Source organism: Lactobacillus mulieris (assembly GCF_007095465.1).
Taxonomy (GTDB): Bacteria; Bacillota; Bacilli; order Lactobacillales; family Lactobacillaceae; genus Lactobacillus; species Lactobacillus mulieris.
Map to the genome: position 1 here is coordinate 133,079 of NZ_SDGL01000002.1, position 17,399 is coordinate 150,477.

General features: G+C 34.0%; 15 protein-coding genes. 12 read left to right on the forward strand and 3 right to left on the reverse strand.

Annotated elements, in window-relative coordinates; genetic code table 11:
- Positions 1-126 precede the first annotated feature (126 nt).
- From ETI37_RS01425 to ETI37_RS01455, 7 genes are all read left to right on the forward strand, one after another.
- Positions 127-1,506, forward strand: a complete 1,380-nt coding sequence (locus tag ETI37_RS01425) for a PTS sugar transporter subunit IIC (protein WP_244285211.1) — start codon at positions 127-129, stop codon at positions 1,504-1,506.
- A complete protein-coding gene (locus ETI37_RS01430) occupies positions 1,478-2,380 on the forward strand; it encodes an alpha/beta hydrolase (protein WP_006586000.1) in 903 nt (300 codons plus the stop codon). The genes ETI37_RS01425 and ETI37_RS01430 overlap by 29 nt, the downstream gene beginning before the upstream one ends.
- Positions 2,381-2,596: 216 nt before the next feature.
- Positions 2,597-4,636 (forward strand): ATP-dependent Clp protease ATP-binding subunit, encoded by a 2,040-nt coding sequence (locus tag ETI37_RS01435; RefSeq protein ID WP_006585999.1) that lies wholly within the window; start codon positions 2,597-2,599, stop codon positions 4,634-4,636.
- Between the two features lie 88 nt (positions 4,637-4,724).
- Complete coding sequence (locus tag ETI37_RS01440) at positions 4,725-5,375, forward strand: HD domain-containing protein (RefSeq protein WP_006585998.1); 651 nt, start codon at positions 4,725-4,727, stop codon at positions 5,373-5,375.
- Between the two features lie 79 nt (positions 5,376-5,454).
- On the forward strand, positions 5,455-6,186 hold the full coding sequence (locus ETI37_RS01445; protein WP_006585997.1) for a gamma-glutamyl-gamma-aminobutyrate hydrolase family protein: 732 nt from the start codon (positions 5,455-5,457) through the stop codon (positions 6,184-6,186).
- Between the two features lie 13 nt (positions 6,187-6,199).
- The gene (locus ETI37_RS01450; RefSeq protein ID WP_006585996.1) at positions 6,200-7,609 is read left to right on the forward strand and encodes an APC family permease; all 1,410 of its coding nucleotides are present in this window, start codon (positions 6,200-6,202) and stop codon (positions 7,607-7,609) included.
- A 61-nt stretch (positions 7,610-7,670) separates the two neighbouring features.
- On the forward strand, positions 7,671-8,579 hold the full coding sequence (locus tag ETI37_RS01455) for an EamA family transporter (RefSeq protein WP_006585995.1): 909 nt from the start codon (positions 7,671-7,673) through the stop codon (positions 8,577-8,579).
- A gap of 19 nt (positions 8,580-8,598) precedes the next feature.
- On the opposite strand, the gene ETI37_RS01460 is transcribed toward ETI37_RS01455, so the two are convergent.
- Complete coding sequence (locus ETI37_RS01460) at positions 8,599-9,591, reverse strand: GMP reductase (RefSeq protein ID WP_006585994.1); 993 nt, start codon at positions 9,589-9,591, stop codon at positions 8,599-8,601.
- 183 nt (positions 9,592-9,774) lie between these two features.
- On the opposite strand from ETI37_RS01460, the gene ETI37_RS01465 reads away from it, so the two are divergent.
- Both ETI37_RS01465 and purB read left to right on the forward strand, forming a co-directional pair.
- Positions 9,775-11,067, forward strand: a complete 1,293-nt coding sequence (locus tag ETI37_RS01465; RefSeq protein WP_006585993.1) for an adenylosuccinate synthase — start codon at positions 9,775-9,777, stop codon at positions 11,065-11,067.
- Positions 11,068-12,363: an adenylosuccinate lyase gene (gene purB, locus ETI37_RS01470; protein WP_006585992.1), complete on the forward strand. Its 1,296-nt coding sequence runs from the start codon at positions 11,068-11,070 to the stop codon at positions 12,361-12,363.
- Positions 12,364-12,400: 37 nt separating this feature from the next.
- Here the strand turns inward: purB and ETI37_RS01475 are convergent, their stop codons facing one another.
- Together ETI37_RS01475 and thiD are read right to left on the reverse strand one after the other, a co-directional pair.
- Positions 12,401-13,087 (reverse strand): type 1 glutamine amidotransferase, encoded by a 687-nt coding sequence (locus ETI37_RS01475; protein ID WP_006587503.1) that lies wholly within the window; start codon positions 13,085-13,087, stop codon positions 12,401-12,403.
- A 53-nt stretch (positions 13,088-13,140) separates the two neighbouring features.
- Complete coding sequence (thiD, locus tag ETI37_RS01480; RefSeq protein WP_006585990.1) at positions 13,141-13,953, reverse strand: bifunctional hydroxymethylpyrimidine kinase/phosphomethylpyrimidine kinase; 813 nt, start codon at positions 13,951-13,953, stop codon at positions 13,141-13,143.
- A 131-nt stretch (positions 13,954-14,084) separates the two neighbouring features.
- On the opposite strand from thiD, the gene glpK reads away from it, so the two are divergent.
- The 3 genes from glpK to ETI37_RS01495 are packed head-to-tail and all read left to right on the forward strand — an operon-like array spanning position 14,085 to position 17,308.
- A complete protein-coding gene (gene glpK / locus ETI37_RS01485; protein ID WP_006585989.1) occupies positions 14,085-15,581 on the forward strand; it encodes a glycerol kinase GlpK in 1,497 nt (498 codons plus the stop codon).
- A 3-nt stretch (positions 15,582-15,584) separates the two neighbouring features.
- Positions 15,585-16,358: a tyrosine-protein phosphatase gene (locus tag ETI37_RS01490; RefSeq protein WP_006585988.1), complete on the forward strand. Its 774-nt coding sequence runs from the start codon at positions 15,585-15,587 to the stop codon at positions 16,356-16,358.
- Complete coding sequence (locus tag ETI37_RS01495) at positions 16,358-17,308, forward strand: LacI family DNA-binding transcriptional regulator (protein WP_006585987.1); 951 nt, start codon at positions 16,358-16,360, stop codon at positions 17,306-17,308. The genes ETI37_RS01490 and ETI37_RS01495 overlap by 1 nt, the downstream gene beginning before the upstream one ends.
- Positions 17,309-17,399 lie beyond the last annotated feature (91 nt).

The window sequence follows — 17,399 nt, forward strand, 5'->3', positions numbered from 1 at the left end:
AACTTCCACCCCTTTATTTGAGCTTATTATATCATTTATGTAAGTAAGGGATAAAGGTTAAATATTATCTCCTAAGGAAAAGTCTGCTAAAATGATGATAGTTATCTTAGAGTGAGGGATTTAACAATGGAAGAACGTTTAGTTAAAGTGCTTTTAAAGCTTAGAGAAAAAAGTTTTTTTAGAGCAGTTCAAAGGACATTTGCTATGTTAGCCCCTTTTGTTTTAATAGCGGCTATTTTTCAAGGAATTTACAATTCTTTTTTATTACCTAATAGTATATTTTTTAATATTTTAGGTTTTGATAATGTGCTTTCACACGCAGCTTTTAGAAGCTTGAGATTTGTGTTTAGCGGTGTGTCTTGGGCTATTTTTGGAACTTTTGGTGTATTTGCAGCTTATTATATGGCCTTATACACAGCTAGAATTTACGATAAAGATTCTAAATTAGCTGGAATTTCTGCTATTTTCGTTCTTTTTTTCATTAGAGAGCCAAGACAAAATTTTGATCTAACTTCTCTTAATTTGAAAATGTTATCTATTAAAACGATGCTGTGGGCTTTGATTATTGGTTATATTGTAGGTCAAATTTTCCATTTGTTAGGTGCAAAATATCAGGATCATAAATATGAACATGTAGCTGGAATCAAAGAGCGAGCTTTAGCTTCATTTAAGCCTATCGTTGCTAGTGTTGGATTAGCCATTGTTACTGGGACGCTTATCAATTTTCTACAAATTAATGTTGCACAATCATCCTATATAACTGGGGTGGCTAGTTCGGTTATTACAAGTAATAATTTATTAATATCTATTCCGCTAGTAACTTTTAGTATTTTTTTGCATTGGCTAGGAATTGGTACTCCTATTATGGCAATATTTGAATCAACTAATAGTGGAGCTGCTACTGCGAATTTCAATTACGCTTTAACACACGGTTCTAGTTGGAATGTACCATATAAATATTTAGGGTCGAGTTTGGTTCAATCTTATGGAACTTTGTCAGGCACGGCATTTGTTTTCAGTTTAATTGTTGTTATTTTACTGATTGATAAAAATAAATATAATAAAGTGGTTGCTAAAGCTTCATTATTCCCAGTTATGTTTAATTCAATTTATGGTTTTTGGGTAGCTTTTCCTATTTATTTAAACCCTCTAATTTTAATTCCATTGCTTCTCGTTCCATTAGCTAATATGGTGGCTTCATCATTTGCAATTTTCTTACATTTAGTCCCAGTGAGTGTTTATCCTGTTTTAAGTGGAACGCCAGGTGTTTTAATACCATATATCGGTACTAATGGTTCATGGCAAGCATTGTTATTAACAGCCTTACTATTAGTGATGGATGTTTTCATTGTTATGCCTTTTTATAAGATTCATATGAATGTAGAAGCCAAACTTGAGGAACTTGATAAACAGCGGGATGCAGGGTTATTACCACTTAAAAAGCAAAATAAATTTGTAAAAAGTAAGGAGAAAAATAATGAAAAGATTACGGCTGAACAAAGATAATATTTGGTTAGTAGCAGCCTTAATTGTTATCATTATGACTGCGATTCCTACTATTATCTGGATGCAAAGATCCAATAAAGATAGAGCGCAACGTCACAATTCTCAAGTATCTCCAGTTATTATGGTGCCTGGATCTAGTGCAACTACTGAACGTTTTAATGAACTGGTTAACTTATTAAATAAAAATACTCAGAAAAAACATAGTTTATTAAAGGTTAAGGTAAGTACAAGCGGAAAGCTAACATACTCTGGTTCAATAAAAAATGGTGATACTGAACCTATTATCGTTATCGGCTTTCAAAATAATCATGATGGCTATTCAAATATAAAAAAACAAGCAGGTTGGTTGAATGTAGCTTTTAAGAGTTTGTCAGAACAATATAAGTTCAATAATTTTAAGGCCTTTGGACATTCAAATGGGGGGCTTATTTGGACTTATTGGCTGGAACATTATTATTCTGATTATTCAAGTCAAATTAAGATAAAAACATTAATGACTTTAGGTAGTCCGTATAATTTTACAGAAAAGAATATTAACAACAAAACGCAAATGTTGAGTGATTTTATTAAATATAAGAGTCGACTTCCTAAAACGCTGACGGTTTATTCAATTTCTGGTGGTGAAAATTATGAGTCTGATGGTCTGGTTCCTGAAAATAGTGTGGAAGCAGCTAAGTATGTTTTCCAAGAACAAGTGGCTCACTTTACTGCAATGACAGTTACTGGTTCAGATGCTCAGCATTCAAGTTTGCCTCAGAATAAGCAGGTGGTGCAGGTAATTCAGGAATATCTGTTGGATAAAGAAAGAAACAATAATCCACAAAATAGGACGAATAGAAGACGAACGCTATTAAATAGAGATAATAATAGATAATTTTTAGATATTGTGAAAAAGCAGCTAGTTTAACGCTTGTTATAACTAGCTGCTTTTTTATTTTTCACAAAAATAAAAACCTGTGGAAAAAATAAAGCATCAAAGTTGTAAATTGTGGAAAAGATGCTATACTAAAGATGATTAAAGATTAGCACTCAACAAGTAGGAGTGCTAATTGATAATCTAACATATTGATACACAAGGGGTTGAAACTTTATGACATATTTTGACAACGATTTTGATAACTTATTTAATGAACTAAACAAGTCATTTTTTAATGATGATAATGGTAATACACGTTATTACTTTTCAACTAATTCAACTAACCCTCAAGCTGTGCAACAAATTGAAAAACCAAAACAAAACGATAATAAAATTGGTCGTGATTTAGTAAAAGAAGCTAAGAACAAAAAGTTCGATCCTGTAATCGGACGTGATGACCAAATTAATGCTGTTATTGAGATTTTGAGTCGTAGAAAAAAGAATAATCCTGTTTTAATTGGACCTGCTGGAGTTGGTAAAACTTCAATAGTTGAAGGTTTAGCACAAAGAATTGCCAGTGGTGATGTTCCTGATAAATTGTGTAAGATGCACATTTATGAACTTAATATCAATGACATGGTAGCAGGATCTAGTTTACGCGGTTCTTTTGAAGAAAAAATCAAAAAAGTAATTGATATAGCTCAAAAAGAGCCAAACACAATTCTTTTCATTGATGAATTGCACAATATTGTTGGAGCAGGTTCTACTGATTCAGAAAATAATTCCGGAGATGCTGCAAATATTTTGAAGCCGGCATTGGCCAGTGGAGATTTGAAGTTGATAGGTGCAACTACAACAAGTGAGTATCGGCAAATTGAAAAAGACCCTGCTTTAGCAAGAAGATTTCAAGCTGTTGATGTTCCAGAGCCAAGTAGCGAAGTAACTATTAAAATTTTGCAAGGCTTGAAAAAGAAATATGAAGAATTTCACCATGTAAAATATAGTGATGATAGCTTGAAGTTAGCTGTTGAACTATCACAACGTTATATTCAAGGGCGCTACTTACCAGATAAAGCAATAGATTTAATGGACGAAGCTGGAGCCAAAAAGAGTTTGGGAGTAGATTCAACTGATGAAGATAGCTTAAAACAAAGAATTCATGATTATCAGTTAATCAAAGATGAAGCTGCTAAAGCTGAAGATTATAATAAGGCAAGTGAATATAAAGACAAAATTAGCAAACTTGAAGAGCAACTTAAGCACACAGATAAAGCAAATGAACCTGAAGTAACTGCCAAGGATATTTATGCCTTAATTGAACAAAAGACTAAAATTCCTATGAGTGAATTACACGCTGATGAAGCAAAGAAAAACTTAGATTTAGCTAAGAAGCTGAAGAGTGTAGTGATTGATCAAGATAAAGCAATTGATATTATTACGGATGCAATTGCTAGAAAACAGGTCTTTAAAGATACCAACCGGCCAACTGGTTCATTCTTGTTAACAGGACCTACTGGGGTTGGTAAAACAGAACTTGCTAAACAATTAGCCAAAGAATTATTTGGTGGTAGTGACCATTTGATTAGACTTGATATGAGTGAATATCAAGATCAGATGGCTGTTAATAAGTTAATCGGTTCTGCTCCCGGTTATGTTGGCTATGGAGAAGGTGGTCAATTAACTGAAAAAGTTCGTCATGAACCATATAGTTTAATTTTGTTAGATGAAATTGAAAAAGCTAATCCACAAGTATTCAATGCATTGCTTCAAATTTTAGATGATGGTCGTTTGACAGATGCTCAAGGTAGAACAGTTTCATTTAAAGATACTATTATCATAATGACTTCAAATGCCGGATTTTCAGATAAGGTATTGAAAGATGGGGAAGTTGATAAAGATGCACTAATGAAGGCACTTGAACTTTACTTTAGACCAGAATTCTTGAATAGATTAGACGCAATTGTACCATTTAATCACTTGAGTAGTAAGGATATGACAAAGATTTGTGGTTTGTACTTACAAAAGATGGAAAATACGTTATCTAAACGCAAGATTAAGATGACAATTAGTGATGAAGCTAAGAAAGTTTTAGCTAAGAGAGGCTATGATAAGAAGTTTGGTGCTCGTCCACTTAGAAGAGTTATGGAACAAGATTTACAAACTCCAGCAGCTAAGTTGATTATGACTGAACCAGATTTGCAAGCAGTTGATTTTACTGCAGATGAAAAGCATCTTTACTTAAATGGAAAACCAATTGTTGACTTAGTTGCTTAAAATAATTTTTGAGTCACTCCGAAAGGAGTGGCTTTTTCTTTTTAAAAAATTTAAAGAGGGGGTAGACTATTAACAAGGAGGAAAAAACATGCAGATTAAAAATATTCAAGCGTTTGCTCATAAATATTTGGATAATGATACGACAGGTCATGATTATTGGCATGGAGAAAGGGTAGCAAATCTAGCCAAAAAATTATTTTTGCAAGATTATCCTAAGGCGCAAGAAAAGCAATTAGATTTGCTTTTAATTATGGGATATTTGCATGATACGATTGATGAAAAGATATGTGCTAATCCTGACGAAGTCACTAGTGAGATGAAGAATTTGCTTAAAAATGAGAACTTAAAACAAGATGAAATATCTAGTATTTTATTTGTTTTAAACCATATGTCTTATTCCAAAAATATCGAACACCATTTTCAATTGCCGATGATTGGTCAATATGTTCAAGATGCAGATCGAATTGAAGCTCTTGGTGCTATTGGAATTGCTAGGGCATTTGCTTTTGGGGGTAGTCATAATCAAAAAATTTATGATCCAGCAATTAAACCACAGACTTTAAAAAGTCATAAACAGTATCGTAATCATGAAGCTACTACAATTAATCATTTTTATGAAAAATTATTTAATTTAGAGCAAACAATGAATACACCTGCAGGGAGAAAAATAGCTCAGGAGAGAACTATATATATGCATAAGTTTGTTGACCAATTTTTAAAAGAGTGGGAAGGAAAATAAGCTTTTTATTTGACAGAATTTAATTTTTTTCTATAATTAACAACATGCTATGAACAAAAAGTAAGTGAGGAGGAGGACCATGGACAAGCCAATTATAGGTATTTCAGGTTCAGAAATTATTGATGAAGGTGGAATGTTTCCCGGCTATCGGCGTAGTTATGTTAATGAAGATTATGTTGATTCTGTTGTGAAAAATGGAGGTATACCATTTATCATTCCTTTTACTGAAAACGATGAGGTAATTAAAGAACAATTAGATCACGTGCAGGGATTGATTTTATCAGGGGGCCATGATGTTGATCCACATTTATACAATGAAGAACCTTTGCAAAAATTAGGCACAACTTGGCCAGAACGTGATCATTTTGACATGCTACTGCTTAAATTAGCAGAGGAAAAAGGAATACCAGTATTAGGGATTTGTCGTGGTTTCCAAATCATAAATGTGTTTCATGGAGGCTCATTATATCAAGATTTGTCATATCGACAAGGTGTGACGTTAAAGCATAATCAGGGGTCAAGACCTGATTTACCTACGCATTCTGTTGATGTGATTTCTGGTACACATTTAGCTGAGATATTAGCAAAAGATAAAATTTTAGTAAATTCATTCCATCACTTATTAATAAAAGATTTAGCTTCTGATTTAGTTGCTTCAGCTAAAGCAAGCGACGGTGTAATTGAGGGGCTTGAAACTAAAAATGGACAAGTAATAGGTGTCCAATGGCATCCAGAAATGTTACATAATAATGAACACGTTTCATATCAAAATAATTTATTTAAAAACTTAATTATTAAGGCGAACAACTAAGGAGAAAATTTTGATGAATGACAAAAGAGAAAGCGATAAACTGGGCTTTTGGTCAATAGTTTTATTAGCAATTAATTCGATTATTGGTTCAGGTATATTTTTAACACCAGGTAGTGTTGTATCAAGAGTTGGAAGTAAAGCTTTGTTAGTTTACTTAATTGCAGCAAGCTTTGCAGCCATACTAGCAATTACTTTTGCGGCAGCAGCTAAATATGTAACCAAATCAGGAGCAGCATATGCATATAGTAAAGCAGCTTTTGGAGAAAATGTTGGTTTCTATATGGGGGTATTACGTTACTTTTCTGCAAGTGTAGCCTGGGGAGTAATGGCAGTTGCTGTTATAAAATCGACTATTTCAATTTTTGGTGGCGATCCAAATAGCTTTCAAAATGTGTCTATTGGTTTTGTTGTTTTGATGCTACTTATTTGGATCATCAACCTATTTGGTCAAAGTGTAGTTAAATACATTATGAATTTATCTACAATTGGTAAGTTATTAGCTTTAGGGTTAGTAATTTTCGTAGGGGCTTTTTTATTACTGTCTACTGGTGAAAATCATTTTAGCGAAATAGATACTTTGCAAATAGCTGGTAAAAATGTTATTCCTGCTGTAACGACAAGTAGCTTTGTAATGGCAATTGTATCAGCCTTTTATGCTTTTACTGGTTTTGAATCAATTGCTTCTGGATCAGAAGATATGAAGAATCCAGCTAAAAATTTACCTCGAGCTATTCCATTGGCCATTTTAATTATTGCTTTAGTTTATATCGGTGTTGTAGCAGTAGCAATGGTACTTAATCCACGTGAATTACTTGAAACTAAACAAGTAGTTGCGGTTGCAGCTATTTTTTCAAGTCCTGTTTTACGAGCAATTATTCTGGTTGGTGCCTTAGTATCTATGTTTGGAATTAATATTGCATCGAGTTTCCATGCGCCTAGAATTTTAGAAGCAATGGCTCGTGAAAATCAATTTCCTAAGTGGCTTGCTAAGAGAACTAAGAGGAACTTCCCAGCAAGAACCTTTTTAATTACTTTGATTTTAGCAGTACTTGTTCCGATGGCTTTTCATTATTCAACTGATAATTTAATTATTTTAAGTGCCACTGTGAGATTTTTAGGCTTTATTGTTGTTCCACTTGGTGTAATTAGATTCTATCTTGGAAAAAATGTTGAACCCATCCTAACTGCAAACAAAAATAAAATAACTGACTTAATTTTCCCAATCTTTTCAATTTTAATTACACTATTTTTACTTTATAAGTATGATTGGGCAGCTGAATTTAGTGTCACCGTAAATGGTGTTACTAGTTTAAATTGGTTTGCTATTGGTGCGTTAGCTTTTGGGGCAGTTATTTTACCAGCGATTTTATTTATATTAACTAAAAATGAACGTAAAAAAGCAGAAGCAATGTTAGAAAAATAAAACAGTTAAAATCTATCTAATTGCGTAAAAAGCATAATCATAGTGAGAGGGGTATTTTTTAATGAACCAAAAAGTAAAATGGTCTATTTTAGCAGCTATAGCTTGTGTATTTTGGGGTATTTCAGGCCTATTTGGTAAGAATCTATTTAATTCTAATCCTTTAATAACACCTATCTTTTTAACTAAAATCAGAATGGTTATTAGTGGAATAATTATTTTACTTTTTGCGAAAATTACAAACCAAAAACCTTTCACTATTTGGAAAAATAAAAAAGATGCAGTAACTGTATCTGCTTATGGTTTATTTGGTCTAGTACCAGTGCAACTTTTTTACTTTATGGTGGTTAAGGAAGCTAATGCTTCGATTGCAACTGTTTTACAATTTATAGGGCCGTTTTTTGTGATTTTTTGGATGTTAATAACCAAACAACAGGTTTATCGGAACTTAGATTTGATTTCGGCAACACTAGCCTTTTTAGGAGTATTTTTACTAGCTACCCATGGAAATTTACAAACTTTAACTTTAAGTCCAGGAGCTTTATTTTTTGGAATGTTATCTGCTGTTGGTGTAGCAACTAATACTTTAATTCCAAGAAGAATTATCACTTCATATCCAACTGTAGTAATAACAGGTTGGGGGCTATTGATAGCTGGAATTGCTTTATTTATATTTGATCCAAGTGTACCTAAAATTTCGATTACTTGGGGGATGATAATTGATTTGGCCGGCGTAATAGTAATTGGAACGCTTATACCATTTCAGTGGATGGCAGGAGCTTTAAGATATATAAGCCCAAGTACTGCAAGCTTATTAGATGCTTTTGAGCCTATTAGTGCGATGATTGGAAGTGTCATATTATTTAACTTAATATTATCGCCAATGGATATTATTGGCTCTGTTATGATTATTGGGGCAGTTTTATTAGTAAGCTTAAATCCGCCAAGACTAACAAAAAAAGCGCATCGTTAATGCGCTTTTTTTATTTTGCTTAAATATCACCATTCATAATACTACTTTTAACGATAACATAGTCGACTAAGCGAATAGATTGTAAGTTTTTTCCACCAGCATAAGAAATGGCAGATTGTAAGTCTTCTTGCATTTCTTTTAAAGTATCTTTAATTGAGCCACGATAAGGAACAAGTAGCTGCTTACCTTCAACATTATGATGTCCACCTTTTTGTACTTCAGAAGCCGAACCCCAATATTGTTTGTAAACTTTTCCGTTGATTTTAATTACATTACCTGGAGATTCTTCATGTCCAGCAAGCATTGAGCCTATCATTACCATACTTGCACCAAAACGAACAGATTTCGCTATATCACCGTTATGACGAATACCACCATCGGCAATAATTGGTTTGCTAGCAGCTTTAGAACACATTCTTAAAGCTGCTAATTGCCATCCACCAGTGCCAAAACCAGTCTTTAATTTGGTGATGCAAGCTCTACCAGGTCCTACTCCAACTTTAGTTGCATCAGCACCAGCATTTTCAAGTTCACGAACAGCTTCAGGAGTTGCGACGTTACCTGCCGTTAAAAAACTACTTGGCATCTTAGTTTTAATATACTTGATCATTTTGATAACGTAGTCTGAATGACCATGAGCGACATCAATAGTAATATATTCAGGAATAAGATTCTCTTTAACTAAGTTATCAATAAAGTCATATTCGTCATCTTTAATTCCAACTGAAATTGAAGCAAAAAGTTTTTTATCATGCATCATTTTGATAAAACTGGCTCTCTTTTGAGGTTCAAAACGGTGCATTACATAATAATAATCGTTCTTAGCTAGCCAAATAGCTAGTTCTTCATTGATAACGCTTTGCATGTTAGCAGGAACAACTGGTATTTTGAATGTTCGGTTTCCAAAATTAATGGACGTATCAGCTTCTTTACGACTTTTGATGATACATTTGTTTGGTACTAACTGAATATCGTTATAATCAAAGGCTTCCATACTGAAATAATTACTCATAAAAATGCTCCTTCATTTTTAATCCGCTAGTAACTATACGGATAAAATTCATCTTTGTCAACTGATAAACTGAACAACTTAATAGATAGTAAAAATATAGTTCGTGAATAGTTTGACATATCAATTAAAGACTGGTAGAGTATGCTAGTAATTTGCTTTTTTAAATTTATGAGGTGAAATGTTATGACAGTTATTGCAGTTGTAGGTAGTCAATGGGGTGATGAAGGAAAGGGAAAGATTACTGATTATTTGGGCCAAGAAGCGGAATTGACTGTTCGCTCAAATGGCGGTAACAATGCCGGTCATACTATTGTCTTTAATGGTCATACTTTTAAAATGCGTTTGATTCCATCAGGTATTTTTACTGCTCGCAAAGGAGCTGTAATTGGTAATGGTGTAGTTATTAATCCAGAAGTTTTACTTGGTGAAATTAAGTATTTGCAAGAACATGGTGTAGATACAAGTAGCTTAAAGATTTCAAATCGGGCCCACATCATTATGCCTTACAATATTTTGCAAGATGTTTATCAAGAAGAAGCAAAAGGAGCTAATAAAGTAGGTACAACCAAAAATGGAATTGGTCCAACCTATATGGATAAGGCTTCAAGAGTAGGTATTAGAATGTGTGACTTACTAGAAAAAGATACTTTTGAAGAAAAATTGCGTTTTAATTTGACAGAAAAAAATGCTCTTTTTGAAAAAGTATACGGTAAGGAAGGCTTAAAGTTTGAAGAAATTTTTGATAAATACTACCAATATGGACAAGAACTAAAGAAATATGTGACTGATACCTCAGTATATGTAAATGAAGCTGTTGAAGCTGGTGATAAGGTTTTATTTGAGGGAGCACAAGGGGTCATGTTAGATATTGATGAAGGGACATATCCTTATGTAACCTCATCTAATTCAATTGCTGGTGGAATTGCAACAGGAATTGGAATGGGACCTAATAAGATTGATACTGTTTTGGGAATTTGCAAAGCTTATACTACTCGGGTAGGTGAAGGACCGTTTCCAACAGAATTAACAGATGAAATAGGTAATTATATTCGTGAAACAGGTCATGAATATGGTACCGTTACAGGTCGACCAAGAAGAGTTGGATGGTTTGATTCAGTTGCGCTTCGTCATGCAAAGCGTGTTTCAGGAATTGATTGTCTATCATTGAATTTATTGGATGTTTTTACAGGTTTGAAAACTATCAAAATAGCAACTCATTATGAACTTGATGGAAATAAGATAGATTATTATCCAGCTAGTTTAAAAGAATTGGAACGTTGTAAGCCAGTATATGAAGAATTACCAGGATGGGACAATGATATTACTAAGGCTAAAAGTTTAACTGATTTACCTGAAAATGCTCGTAATTTCTTACGAAAAGTTGAAGAACTTGTTGGTGTTCCTTTAGTAACTGTTTCTGTAGGACCAGACCGCGAACAGACAATTGTAATAAAAGATCTTTGGGATGTGGATTAGATGATAGAGCGTTATACTCGTCCTGAAATGGGAAAAATTTGGACTGATAAAAATAAGTACCAAGCATGGCTTGAAGTTGAAATTGCGGCAAATAATGCTTGGAGTGAAATAGGAGAAGTGCCAGCAGACGATGCTGAAAAAATTTGTAAGAATGCCAAATTTACAGCTGAACGTGTGGCAGAACTTGAAAACATAACTCATCATGATGTAGTTGCCTTTACTAGAACAGTATCTGAAAGTTTAGGACCAGAAAAGAAATGGGTTCATTTTGGATTAACTTCGACTGATGTTGTTGATACAGCCCAAGGATACTTATTAAAACAAGCTAACGAGATTTTACGCAAAGACTTAGTAATGGTAAAAGAGACGATTGCTAAAAGAGCTGTAGAGCATAAAGATACTGTGATGATGGGACGGACCCATGGAGTTCAAGCAGAGCCAACTACTTTTGGCTTGAAACTTGCTCGTTGGTACGCAGAAATTAAGCGTGATATTGAGCGTTTTGAACATGCGGCTCGTGGAGTTGAATCTGGCAAAATTTCTGGGGCTGTTGGTAATTTTGCTAATGTTCCACCAGAAGTTGAAACTAGTGTGTTAAAGCAATTAGGACTTAATCAACAAGAAATTACTAGTCAGGTCTTGCCAAGAGATTTACATGCTGAATATATTGCTACCTTAGCCTTGTTGGCAACCAGTATTGAGAATTGGGCAACTGAGATTAGATCTTTGCAACGCTCAGAAATTCATGAAGTAGAGGAACACTTTAGAGCTGGACAAAAAGGATCAAGTGCAATGCCTCATAAGCGTAATCCGATTGGCTCAGAAAACTTATGTGGTTTGGCTCGAGTAGTGCGTGGACATATGATTACTGCTTATGAAAATGTTAGTTTATGGCATGAACGAGACATTTCTCATTCATCAGCTGAACGGGTAATTTTACCTGATACGACAATTTTACTTGATTATATGCTTAATCGTTTTAATCGGATTTTAGCTAATTTGGATGTTTTTCCAGAAACAATGCTCAAAAATATGAATCGGACTTATGGACTGGTGTATTCACAAAGATTGCTTTTGAAGTTGATTGATGAAACTAGTTTATCAAGAGAAGCTGCTTATGATATGGTACAAAAGTTAACTGCTGAGTCTTGGGATAAACAGAAACAATTTAAGGATTTGGTCTTAAATAGCTCAATCATAGACTATCTATCAAGAGCAGATATCGAAGATGCATTTGATTATCATTATTATTTAAAACATGTTGATGATATCTTTAAAAAAGTTGGTTTAGAATAAAAAAATGGTAATTCACCTAATGTGAATTACCATTTTTTTATTCAGTTATACTTTCTTTATTTGTTACACGTTCTTTATGCCAATTTAAAATCATTTCAACAATTGCATTAGCAACGTTGACATTTTTTAATAAAGGACCATGGGAGTATGAACCAATAAAGTTACGATAGCGTAAACCTTCAGCCTTATCTTGAGGATTGTTACCATAACCTTCAATCATTCTCCCTAGAGGATGTAACTTGTCGGTATTATCAAAGTAAGTTTGCCCTGAATGGTTTTCAAAGGCAACTACTTCGCCCCATTCAGTCATATACTTGGTGTCACCAATCATGCGCTTATCTGATTTAAAGACAGTATGAAGTGGGAAAATACCTAATCCTTTAATAGTTACGCCTGAATTGGTTTTGTAATAGTCTCCCATAAATTGGTATCCGCCACAAATGCAAAGCATTGGATGACCAGCATTAATATACTTTTCTAAAGTTTCTTTATGGCGTGGGATGTCTTTCGCAACAACTGTTTGTTCGAAGTCCTGACCTCCACCAAAAAAGACAAAGTCATAGTCAAAAGCATTAAATTCATCGCCTAAGGAAATATTGTCAACTTGTGTATCGTATCCACGACGCTTTAATAGAAAACTCAAAATTTTAACATCGCCGCTGTCGCCATAAGTATTCATCAAATCTTCGTATAAATATGCAATTTTGATTAGTTTATCAGTCATTGTTACACTCTTTTCACCAAAATTCTTCAATATAGTAAGTATAACCTAAAATACTAATTTAGGTTATCTTCTGCTACCCAATGATTGATTGGACCCCATTTTGAACCGACGATTATTGGATGAGAAATAGCCTCGTAAGTAAAATCTTTTGCGATTTTAACGGCCTCAATTAAGTTGGTTCCTTTAGCTAATTCAGCAGCAATAACGGCAGAAAGTGTGTCACCAGTACCATTAACTCGTTCTGTTTTATAGTATGGCTTGCTGAATTTGTGAACCTGTCCATCTTCTGTTAATAAAATATCTACGACATCACTACTGTCGCCAGTATGTTTTCCTTTCATTAAAACATTTTTAGCGCCCAAAGCTTGTAACTTCTTAGCACCGGCTAAGATTTCAGCTTCAGAGTCTAGAGAGAGTTCGGTTAATTTTTTTTGTTCATAATAATTAGGTGTAATAATATCAGCTAATGGTAATAAGCGATTTAAAAAGGTTTGATAAGCATCATTATCTAATAAACTGTTGCCATGTTTGGTAATAATAACAGGGTCAATAACAACTTTACCCATATTATATTTTTCTATATTATCAGCTACACAATTAATAATGTCTTTATTAGCAAGCATGCCGGTTTTTAGAGCTTTAATTGAAAAATCGTCATTTAAAACCTCAAATTGTTTTTGAATAAAGTCAACAGGCATAATTTGAGCAGCATAAATACCAGTTGTGTTACCAGCTACAGCTGCAGTCATTAAGCCCATTCCGTATACTTTTCTAGCATAAAAAGCATGTAAATCCGCTGGCATACCAGCACTTCCATCACTGTCATTGCCTGCGATGGTTAAGGCGATAATTTCTTCTTTTGACATAATAACATCCTTTCATTTAGTTAGAGTATAACTTAAAATAAAGCCAACTTCTATTAGATTAACTTGTAAATTTGCTAAAAAACTTTAAAATTCTAAATAAGAGAAAACGCTTAAATTTTAGGAGTGAAAATATGGCTGAATCATATATTATGGCTATTGATGAAGGTACTACTTCTACTAGGGCTATTATTTTTAATCATGCGGGAGAAAAAGTTTATACTGCACAGAAGGAATTTCCGCAATTATTTCCTGAACCTGGGTGGGTAGAACATGATCCTGAACAAATTTGGAATGCTGTACAAACTACAGTAGCTTCCGCCTTTATTAATTCCCAAATTAGACCGAACCAAATCTCTGCAATTGGAATTACTAATCAAAGAGAAACGACTGTGATTTGGGATAGGGAAACTGGCCGGCCTGTTTACAATGCTATTGTTTGGCAATCCCGACAAACGACTGCTTTAGCTGAAGAATTAAAAAATAAAGGTTATAGTAATTTGATTAAGTCTAAAACTGGATTAATTATTGACCCATATTTTTCAGCTACTAAAATACGTTGGATTTTAGATCATGTTAAAAATGGTCAAAAAAGAGCGGAGAATGGAGAATTACTATTTGGCACAATTGATACATGGTTAGTATGGAAACTGACCAATGGGGCAGTGCATGTTACAGATTATACCAATGCTTCAAGAACTATGCTTTTTAATATTCATGATTTAGCTTGGGATGAAGAGATTTTAAAAATATTAGATATTCCGAAGCAGATGTTACCAGAGGTTAAGAGTAATTCAGAGATTTATGGTCAAACGACTCCTTTTGAATTTTTTGGTGGAAAAGTACCTATTGCCGGAATGGCAGGTGACCAACAAGCTGCCTTATTTGGGCAATTAGCGCTCAGCCCAGGAATGGTAAAAAATACTTATGGTACAGGGTCATTTATTGTAATGAATACTGGAACTAAACCAACCAGTTCTAATAATAACTTATTAACAACAATCGCTTATAAAGTTAATGGAAAAGTAGTTTATGCCCTAGAAGGTTCAGTTTTTGTAGCTGGTAGTGCAATTCAGTGGTTACGTGATTCGGTTAAATTGATAAAAAGTTCTCCTGAATCTGAACAAGCAGCTCGTGAGTCTACTTCAGAAAATGAAGTCTATGTTGTACCAGCTTTTACTGGCTTAGGAGCTCCATATTGGGATGCCGAAGCTCGTGGGGCAATTTTTGGAATAACTCGTGGTACAACAGATAAGGACTTAATCAAAGCAACTTTGCAATCATTGGCCTATCAGACTAGGGATGTTGTAGATACTATGCAACATGATAGTGGAATTGAAATCCCAGCTTTGAGAGTTGATGGTGGGGCTTCTAATAATGATTATTTGATGCAATTCCAAGCTGATATTTTAGGAACAAAAATTGAACGGGCCGCTACATTAGAAACAACTGGCTTAGGAGCAGCTTTTTTAGCTGGTTTAAGTGTAGGGTATTGGCAGGATATTAATGAATTAAAACAAATCGCAAAAATTGGCCAAACATTTAATAGTGAAATGACAAATATTGAACGAGAAAAGTTATATACTGGCTGGCAAAAAGCAGTTAAGGCTACTCAGTTTTTTGCGCATTAGGAGATGAAGCGTATGAGATTAATTAAATTAGATGGAGCAACTAATTTTCGTGACTTAGGTGGATATGTTGGAGTAGATAATAAAAAAGTACGCTTTGGTAAAATTTATAGAGCTGATTCATTAAGTGCTTTGTCGCGTGATGACATAAAAAAATTAAATGAGTTAAATATCGTTTATGATTGTGACTTGAGATCATATTATGAACAAGAAATGGCTCCAGATAAGGCTTGGAAAGCAGAATTTATTGATTGTCATTTATATGCAGAAGGAGCAGACGAGCAAGATGATAGGGCAAGTTCAACAAAATTAACAAAAAAAATCAAGCCAATGGATAATTACTTAGGTCAAATTTACCAAAAAGTTTTATTGAGTACACATGGGCAAAAAATTTTTAGAGCTATTTTTGAAAAACTTCTTGCTTTAAAAGAAAATCAAGCCCTAGTTTTTCATTGCTCTGCTGGAAAAGACCGTACAGGAATGACCGCGGCTTTGATCTTAATGGGATTAGGAGTTAGTGATGATGATATAGCTCGTGATTATTTGATTACTAACCAGCTTTATCATTTTTCATATCAAAAAAATCAGCCTAGCGATGATGAGATGGCTAATCTAGTGGCTAAAATGAACTTAACTAAGGCTGATAGTGCGGGTATTGAAGGAATTACTGAAACAATTCGGATGGGCTGGGGAAGTTTTGATAACTTCTTTATTCAGGTTCTTGGTTTTAGTCAAAACGACTTGCTTGAATTAAGAAATAAGTTCTTGGAGGAAAAATAATGGTAACTCTTTCTGATGTAGCTAAGGAAGCAAATGTTTCAAAGATGACTGTTTCACGTGCAATTAACCACCCTGAGCAAGTTACACCAGAATTACTGGCTCTTGTTGAAAAGGCTATGACCAAGTTAGATTATCATCCGAATTCAATTGCTCGTGCCCTTGTTAATAATCGGACCAATGTTATTAAATTTGTTACCTTGGAAGATATTGATACGACAGAACCATATTATATGAACTTACTTTTTGGTGTAGCTCGTGGGCTAAAAGCAGACAGTTATGCCATTCAATTAGTAACTGATATTGATCAAATTCAAAAAGGCAATGCTGATGGCTATATTATTACTGGAGCACGTGAGTGTAATTATCCCATTTTTGATGAATTAAAAAAGCCATTTATCTTTTTTGGTGAAACTTCAAGTAGCTTTGATTTTGTTGATACTGATAATCGTTATGGTACAGCAGTTGCTACCAAATATGCCTTAGCTCGTGGCTATAAAAATGCAGTTTTTATTGGAATTGATGTTAAAGAAGGCTTTGAGTATGCACGTGAATACGGATATTTGGCAAGTATGCAAGAGTGTAATTTAGAGCCACAAATTTTTAGAACGGGTAATCATTCACATTTAGCTGAGAAATTAATTGATGAGCAGATTGAAAGGATTAAGCCAAATACTTGTTTTATTTGTGCAAGTGATCGTTTAGCAATTGGTGTTTGTCGAGCTTTAGCTCGTTTAAATAAAAAAATGCCAGAAGATTATGGGGTGATTGGCTTTGATGGGGTCTTTTTAGATCAAGTTGCTAATCCCCAATTAACCACAGTTAAGCAACAAATCTTTAAAATAGGTGATATGTTAGCCCAATTGATACTGGAAAAGATTAAGCAATCTGGTTCTGCGCAAGGACAGACCTATGTGAAGCCGGAATTGATTGTGCGGGGAACGACGAGGTAGAATACTATAATTATTAATATGAAAAATATAGAATAGGTTAACAAGGTGTCTAGTAAAAAACTAGGCACCTTTTATTTTTGATACCGATAAC

Coding starts and splice junctions, on each gene's coding strand:
- ETI37_RS01455 (WP_006585995.1), top strand. CDS start 7,671: ATGAACCAAAAAGTAAAATGGTCTATTTTAGCAGCTATAGCTTGTGTA.
- glpK (WP_006585989.1), top strand. CDS start 14,085: ATGGCTGAATCATATATTATGGCTATTGATGAAGGTACTACTTCTACT.
- ETI37_RS01425 (WP_244285211.1), top strand. CDS start 127: ATGGAAGAACGTTTAGTTAAAGTGCTTTTAAAGCTTAGAGAAAAAAGT.
- ETI37_RS01475 (WP_006587503.1), bottom strand. CDS start 13,087: ATGACTGATAAACTAATCAAAATTGCATATTTATACGAAGATTTGATG.
- ETI37_RS01430 (WP_006586000.1), top strand. CDS start 1,478: ATGAAAAGATTACGGCTGAACAAAGATAATATTTGGTTAGTAGCAGCC.
- ETI37_RS01435 (WP_006585999.1), top strand. CDS start 2,597: ATGACATATTTTGACAACGATTTTGATAACTTATTTAATGAACTAAAC.
- ETI37_RS01460 (WP_006585994.1), bottom strand. CDS start 9,591: ATGAGTAATTATTTCAGTATGGAAGCCTTTGATTATAACGATATTCAG.
- ETI37_RS01495 (WP_006585987.1), top strand. CDS start 16,358: ATGGTAACTCTTTCTGATGTAGCTAAGGAAGCAAATGTTTCAAAGATG.
- ETI37_RS01450 (WP_006585996.1), top strand. CDS start 6,200: ATGAATGACAAAAGAGAAAGCGATAAACTGGGCTTTTGGTCAATAGTT.
- thiD (WP_006585990.1), bottom strand. CDS start 13,953: ATGTCAAAAGAAGAAATTATCGCCTTAACCATCGCAGGCAATGACAGT.
- ETI37_RS01445 (WP_006585997.1), top strand. CDS start 5,455: ATGGACAAGCCAATTATAGGTATTTCAGGTTCAGAAATTATTGATGAA.
- ETI37_RS01440 (WP_006585998.1), top strand. CDS start 4,725: ATGCAGATTAAAAATATTCAAGCGTTTGCTCATAAATATTTGGATAAT.
- ETI37_RS01465 (WP_006585993.1), top strand. CDS start 9,775: ATGACAGTTATTGCAGTTGTAGGTAGTCAATGGGGTGATGAAGGAAAG.
- purB (WP_006585992.1), top strand. CDS start 11,068: ATGATAGAGCGTTATACTCGTCCTGAAATGGGAAAAATTTGGACTGAT.
- ETI37_RS01490 (WP_006585988.1), top strand. CDS start 15,585: ATGAAGCGTATGAGATTAATTAAATTAGATGGAGCAACTAATTTTCGT.